We start from the raw sequence: 16502 nt of genomic DNA, 5'->3' as shown, positions 1-16502 counted from the left end.
TGCAATGGCATCATTGGAAACCTTGAAGCCACTTGAAGGTCAAGCCCCATGATTGATGACGTTGCAGTGCACCGCATTGGCGAGGCCGCCCGGCAGTCGGGCGTGTCGCCCGCCAACATCCGTTACTACGAAAAAGAGGGCCTGCTGCCGCCCGGCGCCCGGGGTGACAACAGTTACCGACTTTACAGCGCCGCCGATGTGCACCGGCTGCGCTTTGTGCGCCTGTGCCGCGCCATGGACATGTCGCTGGACGAGGTGCGCACCCTGCTGGCGCTGGACCTGACGCGCAAGGAAGACTGCCACGCCGCCTGCGACACCCTGGACGAGCACCTGCGGCATGTGCGCGCACGCCTGGCAGAGTTGCAGGCGCTGGAGGCTGATCTGATGGCCCTGCGCAGCCGCTGTGATGGTTCGGACGCGCAGTGCCACATCATCGAAGCCCTGCACCAGCGGGCCGATGCGCAAAGCAATGCACCCATTGCGCCGGGGCCCGCGGCTGGCAAGCGCCATGTGTGATGCGAGGCGTGACGGCAACTTTGCCAACAGCCAGGGCAGGCGGCGCGCCATGCGCATGTTTCAAAGTGCTTTGTGTGCTTCTGTTTTGATAGCTGGGAGCGCTTGATGGGTAAGCGCTGGAGGCCAAAAACGTTTGATGTCATCGCCCCCTGCCTGAAACACGGTGTGGCCCGGTGCACCGCTATGATCCAGCCATGATTTCGCGCTTGCCCGGCCTTTCCCTGCCCGAACTCGCCTGGGGCGTGGTGCGGCGCTGGGCGCTGGCCTGGTGGCGCATCTTGTACCTGGGTGCCGTGGTGTGTGTGCTGGTGCTGTCGCCGTCCAGTTATGGCAAGGTCACCCGGCGCGCTCTGGCACGCCATCTGTACCTGGACACTGCCCCCGTGCTGCTGGGTTTTACCGTGCTGGCAGCGCTCATCAGCCTGGTGCTCACGCGCATCGTGGTCGTCACGGCCATCAGCTATGGCTTGTCGCGCTACGCGCTGGAGATGGTGATCCGCGTGCTGGTGCTGGAGCTGATCCCTTTGACGGCTGCGCTGTTCGTTGCCATGCGCTGCACCATACCCAACGGCACGCAGCTGGCGCTGCTGCGCCAGTCTGGCCACCTGGCCCGCCTGAGCAATGCGGGGGCTGACCCCATTCGTGTGGAACTGCTGCCCCGCGCCGTAGCGGGCGTGTTTGCCTGTATCACCCTGGCGGCGTTGAGCTGCGTGGTCGCCCTGGTGTTGGCTTACCTCGGCGTGTATGGCTTCAGCCTGGCGGGCCTGCCCAGCTACACGCGCATGTTTGGGCATGTGTTTGCGCCTGCGGTCACGCTGGTCTTCGTCATCAAAACCGTGCTGTTCAGCCTGGCGGTGGCGCTCATCCCCATGGCCGCCGGGTTGTACGACACGGGCGAGCGCACCCAGCCCGATTCAGAGCTGGGCGGGCTGGCGCGCATGTTTGCTGTGTTGCTGCTGATCGAAATCGGCTCGCTGGTGGGGAACTACTACTGATGCGGCCCCTGAACCAGACCATGCCCCCACCATCCCCGGCCCGTTGGGGCCGTACAGATTGTTTGCCATGAACCCTTCCGTACCCCCGCCCCCCTCTGCTGCACCACCCGATCCGGCGGGCACGCCCATCGCTGCCGATGCTGCGCATGTGGAATCCCTGCGCCCCGTGGCCTATCTGGAGCTGAAGGCCGCGATGCTGCTGCTGTTCACGCTGGCGTTGATCGTGGGGTCCGGCCTGTACCTGCTGTATGCGCGGGGCGCGTTCGAGCCCACGCAAACCCTGGTGCTCACTGCCGATGATTCCGAAGGCGTGGTGGTGGGCATGGACATGACGTTCTCGGGCTTTCCCATCGGCCGCGTGCGCCGCATTGAACTGGCCGAAACCGGCAACGCCCGCATCGTGGTGGATGTGGCCCAGAAAGATGCGCACTGGCTGCGCGAGTCCAGCGTGTTCACGCTGGTGCGCGGCGTGGTGGGGGGCACCAACATCCGCGCGTACAGCGGCATCCTGACCGACCCACCGCTGCCTGCCGGTGCCGTGCGCCCCGTGCTGCGCGGTGATGCCACGGCCGAGATTCCGCAGTTGATGGCATCTGCCCGTGAACTGTTGGGCAACCTCAATGCCCTCACCGCGCAAGACGCGGCCCTGGGCAGCAGCTTGACCAACGTGCAGGCCCTGACCCAGCGGCTGAACGGCCCCGGTGGCGCCCTGGGCGTGCTGATGGGCAACGAAGCCGATGCCCGAAAAATCATCACCACGCTGGAGCGCACCAACACCCTGCTGGCGCGCCTGGATGGCCTGGCCAAGCAGGCCGATCGCCAGGTGTTTGGTGAAAACGGCAAAGACGCGCTGGTGCCTGACCTGCGGGCCTCGGTCGGGCAGCTCAATGCCTTGCTGGCCGAGACGCGCAACAGCCTCAAGAAGGTGGATGCGGTGCTGGTGGAGGCTCAGGCCATCGGCGCCAACACCCGCGAAGCCACCACCGACCTGGGCGCCTTGCGCGCCGATGTGGAAAGCAACCTGCGCAAGGTGGAAAGCCTGGTGAACGAAATCCAGCGCAAATGGCCTTTTGCGCGCGACACCGAAATCCGACTGCCATGACACAGCGCACTTGTTTTTTTCTGACTGCCTGGCCCCGCTGGATATGCCCGCCTTCCAGCCCGTCTGCGCCCCGCCTGCGCACCGTTTGGGCCCCGCTGCTGGTATGCACTGCCCTGGCAGCTTGTTCCAGCAAGCCCGCCATCCCAGACTGGCAGATGAATGCGCACGGCTCCACCGAAAAGGCCTTGCAGGCCTACCTGACAGGCAACAGCCGGGTAGAGGGGCAGGAATGGACACGTGTACGCCGAGAGCTCGCCAGCACTGGCCGGCTGGACCTGGTGGCCCGGGCAGAACTGTTGCGCTGTGCGGCGCAGGCAGCCAGCTTGGCGCTGACGCAAGCTTGCCCGCCCTTTGAGGCCCTGCAGCAGGATGCCGCAGGCCCTGAAAAAGCCTATGCCAATTACCTGCTGGGCCGCCCCTTGGCAGCTGATGAACTGGCTTTGTTGCCGCCTGCGCAGCGCCCGGTGGCTACCGCCTTGGCGCAGTCGAGTGCTGCCAACGCTGCGGCCGTGCTCAAGGGGGTGGAAGATCCCCTCTCGCGCCTGGTGGCCGCTGGCACCTTGTTCCGTGCAGGGCAGGCCGGGCGCGAAGTGGCTGCCGTGGCCGTAGACACCGCTTCAGCCCAGGGCTGGCGACGCCCCCTGATGGCATGGCTGACCGTGCAGGCTGATCTGGCCCAGGTCGCAGGGGACGCAGAAGCCGCAGCGCAAGCCCGCAGGCGATTGGCTCTGATGGCTCCTTGAAGGCATCAAGCCCAGGGGATCTGCGGCTTCAGCTCAGCGTGTAAGCGGTGGTCTGCACAGCGCTGTGTTAGCCACTCAGCGTGCAGGTTCTACAGGTAAAAGCATGTCCAGTTGCCCAGGGAGCAGCGGCAGAGAGTCTGCCGACTGCACAACCCAATCGGGCGCGGAGCCCACCAGGGCTGCCACGAGTGCCAAAGTCACCGTGGCAACAAATGCCAGCAAAGCAACGGCTTGCGAAGAGAGGTGACTGGATGTCATGGCGTTGCTCCTTCAAAGGGTGTGAACACCGTTGATTGGGGACGCGGGGGCCTCAATGGTCCATCCCACTCTGGCCTCAATAGCCAGTGGGTGAGATTCCACCAAAAGCCCGCAGTTCCATGTGTCAGACAAGTTCGCATCGGGGCATCGCGTTGTCGCGATTTGTATCTGAGCTCTGCGGCTGGATGCGCACCTGCTTACTGTTCATCCCCCACCGTTGGTGAATGGACCCGCTGGAAGGGGCTTGCAGGAGCGGCAACGCATTCCTCAAGACCCTTCATGCCCATGTCACGCGTCAGGACAGGCGCACATCAAAGTACATGCACTCTGCTTCACCCAGGTCGCGAAATCCCGCCTGCCTCGCAGCGGTGCAAGCCTTGGCCCAGCGTGCTGCCAGTTCCAGGTCTGCTTGCGAAATATCTTCGTCGGCAGCACCCTCCAGCCCCGACATCGTGTCCAGCGCGGCAGCCACTTCTTCCGGACCTCCAAGCGCCTGCTCCAAGGCCTTGGCATAACGTGCCTCGGCTTGCGCGCGCGCCCGCTCTGGCACCTCATCGGGGCAGTCTTGCAGGGTGACGGTGTACAGCGTATCAATCACTTCCATGGTCGAACTCCTTGATAAATACTGTTTAAATATAAGGGGTATCTATTTAGCTCCAGCAGCCCCGTTGATACTGTGATTTCATCCAGCAATGGTATCCGATTGGCTCTCCCCGGTGTTCTTGCTCACGACATCCCCATACGTCACTGGCGGCGTAACCACCGCTTGCTGCAGCAAGCGGTAAAACAGCATCCCGCGTGAGTTGGATGTGCGCCGGTTGAAACGGAACACGAATTCATCGAGATAGGCGTCCAGGTGGTCTGGCTGTACAGAGCCATGATGTGTTCCCAGCACCCAGCGCTGTACCAGTGAGGCGACCCGGTGCACTCCCGCCATGGAGACATGGGCAGGTACGCCTGAGCCGAGCATGACGGTGCGCTGGTGGGTGTAACCCAGTTCTCCCAGAGCGCGGTATGCCGCCGAACCATCCGTGCGTACCTGGGCTCCAGGCTCGACCACCTCCTGCACAAAGGGGATTACGTGGGTGGCGGCGTCTCGGTCAATGCGGCGTAACCGGATGCGCCCAAACCCCTTGGGCTCCACGATCTCCACCGCCATGACCATCAACACTTTGGTGGTACTGCTCTTGCGCCCTGCAGGGGTGGCGGGATTCTTGCGATCCGTGATGGACAGGTACGTTTCATCCACCTCCACAAGCCCCTTGAGCTTGTCCCGACCCGGGCGGACCATGGCACGTCGAAACCGGTGCAGCATGGTCCAGGCGGTCTGGTAGCTCCCCAAACCCAATACGCGCTGCAGCCCCAGGGCGCTCACGCCTTGTTTCTGATTGGTCAGGTACCAAGCTGCAGCCAGCCAGACACGCAGCGGTGTGCGCGTCTTGTCAAAGATGGTTCCAGATGTCACTGTGCCTTGGTACTGGCATGAGCGGCACATCAGGCGGGTGCGGCTGGCGCGGTACACATCGCCAGCGTTGCCGCAACGCGGGCAGACGAAGCCTTGGGGCCACCGAAGCTTCTCCAGGAACGCCTGGCAAGCCTCTTCGGTGGCAAACCAGTCAAGAAATTCGTTCCAGGTGCGGGGGTAGTCCCGTCCAGGAGTTGGCGTTAGCATCTGGGTTTCCATCCAGCTATTCTGATGCCACTGGAGCTAAATAGATACCCCTTTTAAATATACAGTATTTTGATGAAAGTTCAATCACACTGGGTGAGTTATTCCGTCGCTCCGGGTGAGCAGTTTCATCGCCTCGCTCACCATGGGTGCGCTTTGCCATCTGGGCAGAAGTTTCCTCGCACAGACCCGTGTGATGCATGGGCATGGCGCAGCTTTCGCTACGCTCTGCCACATGGCGAGGTGGCTGAAAGCACGATGTCTGAAGCTTGTTGGGCGGCGGAGTGGACCCGCCTTGGAGCCATTGACCTTTGTGACCAGATGGGTATGGCTGTTGGGCGCCGCCGATCTGCACGGTGATGGGAGAGGCAGCGCCAAAGCCCTCAGGTGGTGGTGCCCCTGACACTCGCGCACCACAGTCGCGTGCCATCCAAAGCCCATTTCGCCGCGGAAAAAGAAAAAGGCCGGAAGCTCGTGGAAGCTTCCGGCCTTATCTATGGTGCCCGGGGCCGGAATCGAACCGGCACGCCTTGCGGCGGGGGATTTTGAGTCCCCTGCGTCTACCAATTTCACCACCCGGGCGGGTAATTTGTGAAGACGCAAATTATGGCACAGTAGTGACCATGAATTACCAAACTATCGAACAAGCGGTTGGCAACACGCCACTGGTGGCCTTGCAGCGCATTGGTGCGCAGGAAAACGCGGCGCGTGGCAATGTGGTTTTGGGCAAGTTGGAAGGCAACAACCCTGCGGGCTCGGTGAAGGACCGGCCTGCGCTGTCCATGATCCGCCGTGCGGAGGAGCGTGGTGACATTCGGCCGGGCGATACGCTGATCGAAGCGACGTCGGGCAACACCGGCATTGCGCTGGCCATGGCTGCTGCCATTAAGGGCTACCGCATGGTGCTGGTGATGCCTGAGGATTTGTCGATTGAGCGGGCCCAGACCATGAAGGCCTTTGGTGCCGAGCTGGTGCTGACCCCCAAGAGTGGTGGCATGGAGCACGCCCGCGACTTGGCTGAGGCCATGCAAAAGCGCGGAGAGGGCAAGGTGCTGGACCAGTTCGGCAATGAGGACAACCCCCGCATCCACTACGAAACGACGGGACCTGAAATTTGGGAGCAGACGGGCGGACGCGTCACGCACTTTGTGAGTGCGATGGGAACCACTGGAACCATCTCGGGGGTGTCGCGTTACCTCAAGGAGAAAAATCCGGGCATCCAGATCATCGGAGCCCAGCCTCAGGAAGGCTCGCGCATTCCGGGCATTCGCAAGTGGCCGCAGGAATACCTGCCCAAGATTTACGACCCGCGTGCGGTGGACGAGCTGGTGTACGTGAGCCAGGACGATGCCGAGGAAATGTGCCGCCGCCTGGCCCGTGAGGAAGGCATTTTCGCGGGGATTTCTGCCGCTGGCGCTTGCTGGGTAGCCCAGCAGATCGCGCTGCGTGAGCAAGACGCCACCATCGTCTTTGTGGTGTGTGACCGGGGCGATCGCTACCTCTCTACAGGGGTGTTTCCTGCCTGAAGCAGGCTCAGGCCATCTTGATATGGCCTGGTGCGCTGGGGTTTGAATTTTGAATGAAATATGGCTCTGGCGCTTGATGGATAAGCGCAGTCAGCTATCTTTTTGGAAGCACCCATGACCCAGTATGAAACCCGCTACTGCACCCACTGTGGCACGGCCCTTGCCTGGATCACCCAGTTGGAAGACGGGGGTGACAAGGCGCGCTTGCGCTGCCCTGCTTGCGGGTGGACGCACTGGAACAACCCCACGCCCGTGTTGGCTGCCATCGTGGAGGTGAATGGCCAGGTCCTGCTGGCGCGCAATGCGGCCTGGCAAGAGAAAATGTATGCATTGATCACCGGCTTCATGGAGGCAGGTGAGTCGCCGCAGGAAGGCATTGCCCGCGAGGTGAAGGAAGAAACCAACCTGGATGTTCAGAGTGCCAAACTTGTGGGAGCCTACGAGTTTTTGCGCATGAACCAAGTGATCATTGCCTACCATGTCGTGGCAACAGGCCAGGTGAAGCTGTCCCCTGAACTGGTGGACTATCGCCTGTACGATCTGGACAAACTCAAATGCTGGCCCGCTGGCACAGGCTACGCATTGGCCGACTGGCTGCGCGCCCGAGGGCACGAGCCAGTGTTTTTTACCGAAGAAGAAAATGCAGAGCGGCGCCGTGGGCTGGGCCTGCCGAGCAAGGATTGATGACCATGGAAACACACAAAGAAATCGACACCCGGGGCTTGAACTGCCCTTTGCCCATTCTCAAAGCCAAAAAGGCCTTGGCAGAAATGGCCAGCGGCCAGCTCTTGAAGGTATTGGCCACCGATGTGGGGTCGGTGCGCGACTTCCAGGCGTTTGCCAAGCAAACGGGCAATGAGCTGGTGGAGCAGCAAACCGTGGGTGAAGAGTTCATCCACGTTCTGCGCCGCCGCTAAGGGTGGGTGCGGTGCACGGTTGCGCCTGCAGTTCCGAACCGTGCGTTGGGCGCCGGGAAGCCCATCCCCGGCCAACGCAATTGAATAGCTCGCCGTGCACGCTGGTCATGCGCGTACGGCGTGCGCTCAGCTTCAGAGGCTCAGCCCTTTGAGGTATTTGCGGAACGTCGCGCCCACTTGTGGGTGCTGCAACGCCAGTTCCACCGTGGCCTCCAGAAAGCCTTCTTTGCTGCCGCAGTCGTAGCGCTTGCCTTCGTACTGGAAGGCGTACACGGCTTCGTGCTGCATCAGGCGGGCAATGCCATCCGTGAGCTGGATCTCGCCGCCCACGCCGCGTGGCTGGTTGCGGATCTCGTCGAAAACGCCGGGCGTGAGGATGTAGCGGCCGGCCACGCCCATGCGCGAGGGGGCGACATCGGCCTTGGGCTTTTCCACGATGCGTTCAATGCGGATCAGCGGGCCGCCAGCGGGCTCGCCGGCCACGATGCCGTATTTGTGGACCTGGTCTTCCGGCACTTCCTGCACTGCGATGACCGAGCGGCCTTGCTGGCGGAAGGCGGTGGCCATCTGGGCCAGCACAGGCTGGCCGCCTGGGGGGCCCACCATCAGGTCGTCGGCCAGCAGCACGGCAAAGGGTTCCTTGCCCACCAGCGGCTCGGCGCACAACACGGCGTGGCCCAGGCCCAGCGAGCGGGGCTGGCGCACGAACGCGCAGTCCATGTCGTCGGGCTGGATGGAGCGCACCAGCGCCAGCAGTTCCTTCTTGCCGGCGGCTTCGAGTTCGGCCTCCAGCTCATATGCCGTGTCGAAATGGTCTTCGATGGCGCGCTTGCTGCGGCCGGTCACAAAGATCATGTGGCGGATGCCAGCGGCATAAGCCTCTCCCACGGCGTACTGGATCAGCGGCTTGTCAACCACGGGCAGCATTTCCTTCGGAGACGCCTTGGTGGCAGGCAGAAAACGGGTGCCCAGGCCAGCGACGGGAAATACGGCTTTGCGAACGGTGGTGGCAACAGTCATGAGACTCCTTGAGTGAAGACAGGGATTCGGGGTGTTGTGGTCGTCGTGGATATGCAAGTGTCAGGCCAGAGCTGCCCGGCCCTTCACTTTTGTTCTGTCAGCCCAGGCGACCCAGCTGGTCGCGCAGGCGGGTCAGCGTGGCGCCGAAGTCAGCGATGCGCTTCTTTTCCTGGTCGATCACGGCCGGTGGGGCCTTGGCCACAAAGGCTTCGTTCGAGAGCTTGTTGTTGGCCTTGGCGACTTCGCCTTCGATGCGGGCGATTTCCTTGGACAAGCGGGCCTTCTCGGCGGCCACGTCAATCTCCATGTACAGCGCCAGCCGAGCTTCGCCCACCACGGCCACAGGCGCTGCCTGCGCGGCAGCGGCCCAGGCGGCCTCGTCGTCAAACACCTTGACCTCGCTGAGCTTGGCCAGTGCCTGCAGCACCGGGCCTACGCCGCGCATGAGGTCGGTGTCGCCCACGGTGTACAGCGGCAGGCGGGTGGACGGGGACACGTTCATTTCGCCACGCAATGCGCGGCAAGCGTCCACCAGGCCCTTCACGCGGCCCATGTGGGCAATCGCGGCCTCGTCGATCTTCTCGGGCTGGGCCTGGGGGTAGCGCGCAATGCTGACCGACTCGCCCGGGATGCCGGCCACAGGCGCCACCACCTGCCACAGGGCTTCGGTGATGAACGGGATGATGGGGTGGGCCAGGCGCAGGATGGCTTCGAGCGTGCGGATCAGCGTGCGGCGCGTGGCACGCTGCTGCGCTTCGGTGCCGTTCTGGATCTGCACCTTGGCAATTTCCAGGTACCAGTCGCAGTACTCGTTCCAGACAAAGTCATAGATCGTGTTGGCCACGTTGTCCAGGCGGTACTCTTCAAAGCCCTTGGCCACCTCGGCCTCGGTCTTTTGCAGCAGCGAGGTGATCCAGCGGTCGGCCTGACTGAACTGCATGTAGCCGTGGGCGGGGCCACCTGGCTGGCATTCTTCCTTGGTGTGCTCTTTCAGGCCGCAGTCCTGGCCTTCGCAGTTCATCAGCACAAAGCGGCTGGCGTTCCAGAGCTTGTTGCAGAAGTTGCGGTAGCCCTCGCAGCGCTTGCTGTCGAAGTTGATGCTGCGGCCCAGTGATGCCAGCGCGGCAAACGTAAAGCGCAACGCATCGGCGCCATAGGCCGGAATGCCGTCGGGGAATTCCTTTTGCGTGTTCTTGCGCACGGTGGGCGCAGTCTCGGGCTTGCGCAGGCCGGTGGTGCGCTTGTCCAGCAGCGGCTCCAGCGCAATGCCGTCGATCAGGTCCACCGGGTCGAGCACGTTGCCTTCGGACTTGGACATCTTCTTGCCCTGCGCGTCGCGCACCAGGCCGTGGATGTACACGTGCTTGAACGGCACGCGGCCCGTGAAGTGCGTGGTCATCATGATCATCCGGGCGACCCAGAAGAAGATGATGTCGTAGCCCGTGACCAGCACGCTGCTGGGCAGGTACAGATTGAAGTCGTCGGTGGCGCTGTCGCCCTGGTTGGGCCAGCCCATGGTGCTGAAGGGCACGAGGGCGGATGAGTACCAGGTGTCGAGCACGTCTTCATCGCGGCGCAGCGTCTTGCCGGGCGCCTTGGCCTGGGCCTCGGCTTCGTTGCGGGCCACGATCACGTTGCCGTCTTCGTCGTACCAGGCCGGGATCTGGTGGCCCCACCACAGCTGGCGGCTGATGCACCAGTCCTGGATGTTGTTCATCCACTGGTTGTACGTGTTCACCCAGTTTTCGGGCACAAAGGTCACCTCGCCACTGGCCACCGCATCGATGGCCTTTTGCGCAATGCTCTTGCCGGTGGCATCGCCTTCGCCCACCTTGCTCATGGCCACGAACCATTGGTCCGTCAGCATGGGCTCGATGACCTGGCCGGTGCGGGTGCAAATCGGCACCATGAGCTTGTGCTTCTTCACCTCGACCAGCGCACCGATGGCTTCAAGGTCGGCCACGATGGCCTTGCGGGCCACGAAGCGGTCCATGCCCTGGTACTTTGCGGGCGCGTTCTCGTTGATGGTGGCTTGCAGCGTCAGCACCACGATCATGGGCAGCTTGTGGCGCTGGCCCACGGCGTAGTCGTTCTGGTCGTGCGCGGGGGTGACCTTGACCACGCCGGTGCCGAATTCCTTGTCCACGTACTCGTCGGCAATCACCGGGATCTGACGGTCACACAGCGGCAGGTTGACCATCTTGCCGATGAGGTGCGTGTAACGCGCGTCCTCCGGGTGCACCATCAGCGCCACGTCGCCCAGCATGGTCTCAGGCCGGGTGGTGGCTACCGTCAGGCTGCCCGATCCATCGGCCAGGGGGTAGGCGATGTGCCACAGCGAGCCGTCTTTTTCTTCGCTCTCCACTTCCAGGTCAGACACGGCGGACTGCAGCTTCGGGTCCCAGTTCACCAGGCGCTTGCCGCGGTAGATCAGGCCCTGCTCGTACAGCTTCACGAAGGTGTCGGTCACCACGGCGCTCAGCTTGTCGTCCATGGTGAAGTATTCGCGGCTCCAGTCCACGCTGTCGCCCATGCGGCGCATCTGCGTGGTGATGGTGTTGCCGGACTTTTCCTTCCACTCCCATACCTTGCTCACGAAGTTCTTGCGCGCCTCGGGCGGGGTGGGGCCCATGTCGTAGCGGCTGATGCCCTGCTCCTGCAGCTGGCGCTCCACCACGATCTGCGTGGCGATGCCCGCGTGGTCAGTGCCCGGCACCCACACCGTGTTGAAGCCGCGCATGCGGTGGTAGCGCGTGAGGCTGTCCATGATCGTCTGGTTGAACGCATGGCCCATGTGCAGCGTGCCCGTCACGTTGGGGGGCGGCAGCTGGATGGAGAAAGCGGGCTCGCCCGCCACTGGCGCGCCCGTGCCGCGGTGGCCCGCCGCGCCGTATCCACGTTTTTCCCATTCAGGGCCCCAGTGGGCTTCCAATGCAGCAGGTTCAAACGACTTGGACAGGCTTTCGAGGCCGGGTTGTTGCAGGGGCGTGCTCATGGGTGGTAGTTGGTGCAGGAAAGGGCCTGGTTGGCCGAGTCCAGAGACAGGAAGGTTAGCCGGCCATTTTAAGGCAGGGCTGCCACGGCTTCGCTGATGCGTGCGTGGAGCTGCGGCGTGGCGGGAGGATTTGCCGACGCGGGCGGCGACGACTTCGCAAGCGCGCTCGATAACGCTCGACGGCGTTGTTGCACAAATGCCGGTCGCAGCTGATGTAGGCTCGGGAGATGAGAGAGACGAGCTGGGGTCGGGTTAAGTACCGCACAACGAACTGGAAGGCTTACAACGCAGCGTTGAAGGCGCGAGGTGAGCTGGCCTCGCCTTCAAACAGCACATCACCTGGCAGCAATTCGTCCTGGCCACGCAGCAGGTAGCGCCCTGGCAGGTCTTCGGCGCGGAGCGCGTTGGTGGGGTGAGGCAGCGCTTGCTCAGCGCGGCAGATTTTTGCCCAGTAGCGACAGCGGTCGTCGACAGGGGCAATGGTGACGGAAGCCGAACAACCACCTTACGCAGCATCCCCTGCTGATGCAGGACATTGGCCTGCACGAGCATATGACCAACGCCTGAGGTTGCCCCCGAAAAGTGGAGTTCTTAGCTCATGACCACAATGCTGGAAAGGAGCGAAGAAATGGTCGACAAGCAGGTACGTGGCAAGTACACCCTGGAGTACAAACTGGAGGCTGTCAGGCAGGTCAAGGCCGGGCAGTCTGGGGCGGTGGTGGCCAAGGTGCTGGGCATCCCGTCATCAAATGTGTCCAACTGGGTTCGCCTGGATGCCAAGGGGCAATTGGGCGGTGTTGTGCCGAGCCAGAAGGCCCCGGTGGTCACAGCCGAACAGATGGAGCTTGCGCGTTTGAGGGCCGAGGTGGCTCGCCTGAAGATGGAGCGCGACATCGCAAAAAAAGCCGCAGCGTACTTTGCGCAGGATGTGCTGCAAAGTACGCTTGGGTCCGGCAAATGAGCGGCAAGGCATGGCCTGTGAGCCTGATGTGCGAGGTGCTGGAGATCAGCACCAGCGGGTACTTCAACTGGAAGCGAGGTCAGGGTGAACCTGATCATTGCCCCAGCCGGTTTCAGAGCGACGAAGCCTTGCTGGCGCACATACGTGCCATTCACGCGGAGATCAAAGGCGAGTACGGTTGGCCCCGCATGCACAAGGAGCTGTTGGCCAGGGGCATCCGCGTGGGCAAAGAGCGTGTGCGCGTGCTGATGCAGCGCCACGGGATCAAGGCGCGCACCAAGAAGAAGTTCGTCGTTACCACCGACAGCAAGCACCACCTGCCGGTGGCTCCGGATCTCGTGCAGCGGCGCTTCAACCCCGAGGCGCCCAATCTGCTGTGGAGCGGCGACATCACTTACATCCCCACCGATGAGGGGTGGCTGTACCTGGCTGCGGTGCTTGACCTGCACAGCCGCCAGGTGGTGGGCTGGAGCATGCAGCCGCACATGCAGACCAGCCTGGTCAAAGACGCGCTGCTGATGGCCTGCTGGCGCCGCAGGCCAGCCAAGGGGCTGATCTTCCACAGCGACCGCGGCAGCCAGTACTGCAGCCATGAGTTCCAGACCACGATGAAGGCCTGGGGTATCAGTTCATCCATGAGCCGCAAGGGCAACTGCTGGGACAACGCGCCCACGGAGAGCTTCTGGGGCCATCTGAAGGTGGCTTGCGTGCTGGGGCAAAGGTTTGCCACCCGAGAGCAGGCCAGGACAGCCATTCTGAACTGGATGGCCTTCTACAATCACTCTCGTCTGCATTCGGCGCTGGGCTATCTCAGCCCCATGCAATACGAGCAACGCTGGCTGGCGGCTCAGCGCAAGAACGCCGCATGAAACCCGGGCTAAGCGCTCCGAAATTCAGGGGCAACCTCAGCTCGCTTGCTTGAGCTCAAGCAAGGCGTGGTCGAAATGTTTACGTGCGCCAACAACCATTAACAGGCCGTTGAAAAATCCCCCGCCGACGCTGGCGTCGGCCAGTACGATCTGAAGCCATCGGCGAACAACCCAGACGAGGACGATGAGAGGCAACCAAGACTTCCAGGGGGCGATGTTCAGCTACATCAGCCTTGAAGAGCGCGTGCCGCAGACACACCCGCTGCGCAAACTGCGCGCCGCAGTCGATGCGCTGCTGGCGACGATGAACCGCGAGTTCGACGCGGTGTACGCCCGCCGGGGCCGCCCCTCGGTGCCGCCGGAGATGCTGCTCAAGGCCCTGCTGCTGCAGATCCTGTTCTCCATCCGCAGCGAGCGCCAGTTGGTCGAAGCGGTCAACTACAACCTGCTGTACCGCTGGTTCGTGGGCCTGAACATCGAGGACAAGGTCTGGGACCACTCCACCTTCAGCGCCAACCGCGAGCGGCTCTTCAACGAAGACTTGGCCCGCGCCTTCTTCGAGCGGGTCAAGCACACCGCCGATTGGGCGAAGTTGACCAGCGACGAACACTTCAGCGTGGACGGCACGCTGATCGAGGCCTGGGCCTCGCACAAAAGTTTCAAGCGCCGGGACGACGACCAAACCCCGACTGAGGGGCGCAATCCCGAGGTGGACTTCAAAGGACAGCAGCGCTGCAACGACACCCACGCCAGTACCACGGACCCCGATGCCCGGCTGTTCAAGAAGAGCGCGGGCGACAAGGCTCGCCTGTGCCACATGGCGCACATCCTCATGGAAAACCGCAACGGTCTGATCGTGGACGTGGAGATCACCCATGCCAGCGGCACCGCCGAGCGCGAGGCGGCGCTCGCGATGCTTGGGCGCCGGGACAACAAGAACAAGCGGGCTACGGTCGGGGCCGACAAGGGCTACGACAGCAAGGCCTTCATCAAGGGCTGCCGAAAGCTCAAGGTCACGCCGCACGTGGCGGCCAAGGACAAGCACTCGGCGGTGGATGCCCGGATCACCCGACACGAGGGCTACAAGACCAGTCAGAAGGTGCGCAAGCGCATTGAGGAGGCCTTTGGCTGGATCAAGACCGTGGGTGGTCTGGCCAAGACCAAGCTCATCGGTCAGGCCAAGCTCACGGGTCAGGCGCTGCTGTGCTTTGCCACCTACAACCTGGTGCGCATGGGCAGCATCGGCGGCTGGTGGGACGCGCATCATGCGTGAGCCCGGGGATACGTGCGCCCGAAATGGGCGAGATGGCCTGCAAACAGGCCAGATTGGCCGGTGCAATCGCTGCGCAGACGCGTCTGGGCCACTCGTTTCTTCGAAAACAGTGTCCCTGATGCGTTCGATGCCCACTTTTTCAACGGCCTGTTAAGTACTCCTGTATTGGCAAGTATGAGCTTGAACTCGCCAGGGAGGCAAGTGCCGCCTGTCAGCTGCCAGACGGGCCATTGGCGCCAAAACGTTTAGTTGACTAAACCATCCCGGGGCTAGCCTCACCCTCGCTTGCTCAGAGCTCGTCAATATCTACCTCGATGGCGCGGAGCTGATTGACCAAGCGACTCGATGCCCTGCAGTAGAGCTCTTGGTCGGCGAGTTCATCCATCATTGCTTCGAACAGACGTGGCTCGAGCACGTAAAAGGCGACGCGATTGCGCTTGAGAACCGCCACCGGGCGGTGATTTGCCCCTCTGAGCACTGCTGCAGGTCTCATCTTGAACTTAGGGCTACGCTGAACAAGCCCTCGAAATTTCCCGCGCGAACGCGGAAGACGCCATTTTTTGGATTTTGTGGCCTCTTGCGCCGCCCATTTGGGCCGTTCGCAGGGCCTTGAGGCCCGATTTCCACCCTTACGGGCGCACCTGTCCCAGCAAGCGCCCGCGGGCGAGGTAGATGTTGGCCAGCGCCAAGGCCGTGAACGCACGCGTGGCGTTCTTTTGCAGCCCGCGATAGCGCACCTTGGTGAATCCCCACAGGCGCTTTACCACCGCAAAGACATGCTCGACCCGAGCGCGCACCCGTGACTTGTTGCGGTTCTTGGCCCGCTGAACTTCGTCCACCTCGCCCGCACGGCGGGTGCGCTGGTTGGTGAAGTCCTTGGCCCTGGGGGCTTAGCTCGCTATCAGTGTTTTCTGGCTGGCATAGGCCGAGTCGCCGTACACGCGTCGCTCATTGCCATGCAGCAGATCGGGCAGTGGGTGTTTGTCGTGCACGTTGGCCGCCGTCACCACGGCGCTGTGCGCCAGCCCGCTTTGGCTGTCCACCCCAATGTGCAGCTTCATGCCGAAATACCATTGCTGGCCTTTGCGGGTCTGGTGCATGTCGGGGTCGCGCGCCTTGTCGGCGTTCTTGGTAGAACTGGGCGCGGCGATGATGGTGGCATCCACGATGGTGCCGGTGTTGACCTTGAAGCCGCGCTCCTGCAATTGCTGGCCTACCTTGGCAAACAGGGCTTCGCCCAGTTTGTGCTCATGGAGCAGTTTGCGAAACTTCAGCAGCGTGGTGGCGTCGGGCACGCGTTCGCGGCCCAGGTCAATCCCCACAAAGCGGCGCAGACTGGCACTGTCATACAGAGCCTCCTCGCACGCCAGATCGGCCAGGTTGAACCAGTGCTGAAGAAAATGGATGCGCAGCATGCGCTCAAGGCCAATGGGCGGGCGGCCGTTGCCTGCTTTGGGGTAGTGCGGCTCTATCACCTGGCACAGAGCGGCCCATGGCACTATTGTCTCCATGGTCCGCAAGAACTCTTCGCGTCGGGTGGGTTTGCGCGAATGCTCGAATCCGTTGTCTTGATCTGCGGCCATTGCCAGGGTCTGCTGCTTCATCTGCGGATAACGTTTGACCCCCCTCAACGGTGGACCTTAATCAGCGTTGCCCTA

Annotated in this window: 15 protein-coding genes, 1 tRNA gene and 1 pseudogene; 9 read left to right on the top strand and 8 right to left on the bottom strand. The window is 62.6% G+C overall.

Annotation, left to right across the window (positions count from 1 at the left end; genetic code table 11):
• Positions 1-48: 48 nt before the first annotated feature.
• The 4 genes from BDD18_RS03360 (at position 49) to BDD18_RS03345 (ending at position 3356) form a co-directional block, all read left to right on the top strand.
• Positions 49-516 carry a Cd(II)/Pb(II)-responsive transcriptional regulator gene (locus BDD18_RS03360; protein WP_142081384.1) on the top strand — a complete coding sequence of 156 codons (468 nt, stop codon included), beginning with the start codon at positions 49-51 and terminating at the stop codon, positions 514-516.
• A 194-nt stretch (positions 517-710) separates the two neighbouring features.
• Positions 711-1511 carry an MlaE family ABC transporter permease gene (locus BDD18_RS03355; protein ID WP_142081383.1) on the top strand — a complete coding sequence of 267 codons (801 nt, stop codon included), beginning with the start codon at positions 711-713 and terminating at the stop codon, positions 1509-1511.
• 67 nt (positions 1512-1578) lie between these two features.
• Positions 1579-2613, top strand: coding sequence for an MlaD family protein (locus tag BDD18_RS03350; protein ID WP_142081381.1), 1035 nt, complete (start codon positions 1579-1581; stop codon positions 2611-2613).
• A gap of 155 nt (positions 2614-2768) precedes the next feature.
• Positions 2769-3356, top strand: coding sequence for a hypothetical protein (locus BDD18_RS03345; RefSeq protein ID WP_244938972.1), 588 nt, complete (start codon positions 2769-2771; stop codon positions 3354-3356).
• A 75-nt stretch (positions 3357-3431) separates the two neighbouring features.
• Here the strand turns inward: BDD18_RS03345 and BDD18_RS03340 are convergent, their stop codons facing one another.
• From BDD18_RS03340 to BDD18_RS03325, 4 genes are all read right to left on the bottom strand, one after another.
• Positions 3432-3614, bottom strand: a complete 183-nt coding sequence (locus BDD18_RS03340) for a hypothetical protein (RefSeq protein WP_082759319.1) — start codon at positions 3612-3614, stop codon at positions 3432-3434.
• 295 nt (positions 3615-3909) lie between these two features.
• Positions 3910-4218, bottom strand: a complete 309-nt coding sequence (locus BDD18_RS03335) for a 3-hydroxyacyl-CoA dehydrogenase family protein (RefSeq protein ID WP_142081379.1) — start codon at positions 4216-4218, stop codon at positions 3910-3912.
• 78 nt (positions 4219-4296) lie between these two features.
• Positions 4297-5298 carry an IS1595-like element ISCsp2 family transposase gene (locus BDD18_RS03330; protein ID WP_142081377.1) on the bottom strand — a complete coding sequence of 334 codons (1002 nt, stop codon included), beginning with the start codon at positions 5296-5298 and terminating at the stop codon, positions 4297-4299.
• Between the two features lie 482 nt (positions 5299-5780).
• Positions 5781-5865: transfer RNA gene (locus BDD18_RS03325), tRNA-Leu, on the bottom strand.
• Between the two features lie 41 nt (positions 5866-5906).
• On the opposite strand from BDD18_RS03325, the gene cysM reads away from it, so the two are divergent.
• From cysM to BDD18_RS03310, 3 genes are all read left to right on the top strand, one after another.
• Positions 5907-6809, top strand: a complete 903-nt coding sequence (gene cysM, locus BDD18_RS03320) for a cysteine synthase CysM (RefSeq protein ID WP_044401809.1) — start codon at positions 5907-5909, stop codon at positions 6807-6809.
• Between the two features lie 114 nt (positions 6810-6923).
• On the top strand, positions 6924-7493 hold the full coding sequence (locus BDD18_RS03315) for an NUDIX hydrolase (protein WP_142081375.1): 570 nt from the start codon (positions 6924-6926) through the stop codon (positions 7491-7493).
• A 5-nt stretch (positions 7494-7498) separates the two neighbouring features.
• Complete coding sequence (locus BDD18_RS03310; protein ID WP_044401862.1) at positions 7499-7726, top strand: sulfurtransferase TusA family protein; 228 nt, start codon at positions 7499-7501, stop codon at positions 7724-7726.
• Positions 7727-7858: 132 nt separating this feature from the next.
• On the opposite strand, the gene galU is transcribed toward BDD18_RS03310, so the two are convergent.
• Positions 7859-8746 carry a UTP--glucose-1-phosphate uridylyltransferase GalU gene (galU, locus tag BDD18_RS03305; protein ID WP_142081373.1) on the bottom strand — a complete coding sequence of 296 codons (888 nt, stop codon included), beginning with the start codon at positions 8744-8746 and terminating at the stop codon, positions 7859-7861.
• Positions 8747-8843: 97 nt separating this feature from the next.
• The gene (locus BDD18_RS03300; RefSeq protein WP_066782446.1) at positions 8844-11741 is read right to left on the bottom strand and encodes a valine--tRNA ligase; all 2898 of its coding nucleotides are present in this window, start codon (positions 11739-11741) and stop codon (positions 8844-8846) included.
• Positions 11742-12369: 628 nt separating this feature from the next.
• On the opposite strand from BDD18_RS03300, the gene BDD18_RS03295 reads away from it, so the two are divergent.
• Positions 12370-13571, top strand: a protein-coding gene (locus BDD18_RS03295; protein ID WP_142082499.1) for an IS3 family transposase whose coding sequence is annotated in 2 segments (ribosomal slippage) — positions 12370-12637 and positions 12637-13571 — 1203 coding nt in all. Because the reading frame shifts where the segments join, the coding sequence is not laid out codon by codon here.
• A 36-nt stretch (positions 13572-13607) separates the two neighbouring features.
• Here the strand turns inward: BDD18_RS03295 and BDD18_RS22035 are convergent.
• Entirely contained in the window at positions 13608-13766 is a 159-nt protein-coding gene (locus BDD18_RS22035; protein ID WP_170207370.1) for a hypothetical protein, read from the bottom strand.
• Here BDD18_RS22035 and BDD18_RS03290 point away from each other — a divergent pair.
• A complete protein-coding gene (locus tag BDD18_RS03290; protein WP_142081327.1) occupies positions 13756-14844 on the top strand; it encodes an IS5 family transposase in 1089 nt (362 codons plus the stop codon). The genes BDD18_RS22035 and BDD18_RS03290 overlap by 11 nt on opposite strands.
• Before the next feature lie 629 nt (positions 14845-15473).
• Here the strand turns inward: BDD18_RS03290 and BDD18_RS03275 are convergent.
• Positions 15474-16448: pseudogene (locus tag BDD18_RS03275) on the bottom strand (IS5 family transposase).
• Positions 16449-16502 lie beyond the last annotated feature (54 nt).

Origin of the sequence: Acidovorax temperans (assembly GCF_006716905.1) — a bacterium.
Taxonomy (GTDB): Bacteria; Pseudomonadota; Gammaproteobacteria; order Burkholderiales; family Burkholderiaceae_C; genus Acidovorax; species Acidovorax temperans.
The sequence above is the reverse complement of the archived record's forward strand: the minus strand, read 5'-3'. Positions and strand labels throughout refer to the sequence as shown.

Bases quoted from the DNA above. Each gene is read 5' to 3' on its own strand.
- BDD18_RS03360 (WP_142081384.1), top strand. From the start codon at position 49: ATGATTGATGACGTTGCAGTGCACCGCATTGGCGAGGCCGCCCGGCAG.
- BDD18_RS03355 (WP_142081383.1), top strand. From the start codon at position 711: ATGATTTCGCGCTTGCCCGGCCTTTCCCTGCCCGAACTCGCCTGGGGC.
- BDD18_RS03350 (WP_142081381.1), top strand. From the start codon at position 1,579: ATGAACCCTTCCGTACCCCCGCCCCCCTCTGCTGCACCACCCGATCCG.
- BDD18_RS03345 (WP_244938972.1), top strand. From the start codon at position 2,769: ATGAATGCGCACGGCTCCACCGAAAAGGCCTTGCAGGCCTACCTGACA.
- BDD18_RS03340 (WP_082759319.1), bottom strand. From the start codon at position 3,614: ATGACATCCAGTCACCTCTCTTCGCAAGCCGTTGCTTTGCTGGCATTT.
- BDD18_RS03335 (WP_142081379.1), bottom strand. From the start codon at position 4,218: ATGGAAGTGATTGATACGCTGTACACCGTCACCCTGCAAGACTGCCCC.
- BDD18_RS03330 (WP_142081377.1), bottom strand. From the start codon at position 5,298: ATGGAAACCCAGATGCTAACGCCAACTCCTGGACGGGACTACCCCCGC.
- cysM (WP_044401809.1), top strand. From the start codon at position 5,907: ATGAATTACCAAACTATCGAACAAGCGGTTGGCAACACGCCACTGGTG.
- BDD18_RS03315 (WP_142081375.1), top strand. From the start codon at position 6,924: ATGACCCAGTATGAAACCCGCTACTGCACCCACTGTGGCACGGCCCTT.
- BDD18_RS03310 (WP_044401862.1), top strand. From the start codon at position 7,499: ATGGAAACACACAAAGAAATCGACACCCGGGGCTTGAACTGCCCTTTG.
- galU (WP_142081373.1), bottom strand. From the start codon at position 8,746: ATGACTGTTGCCACCACCGTTCGCAAAGCCGTATTTCCCGTCGCTGGC.
- BDD18_RS03300 (WP_066782446.1), bottom strand. From the start codon at position 11,741: ATGAGCACGCCCCTGCAACAACCCGGCCTCGAAAGCCTGTCCAAGTCG.
- BDD18_RS03290 (WP_142081327.1), top strand. From the start codon at position 13,756: ATGAGAGGCAACCAAGACTTCCAGGGGGCGATGTTCAGCTACATCAGC.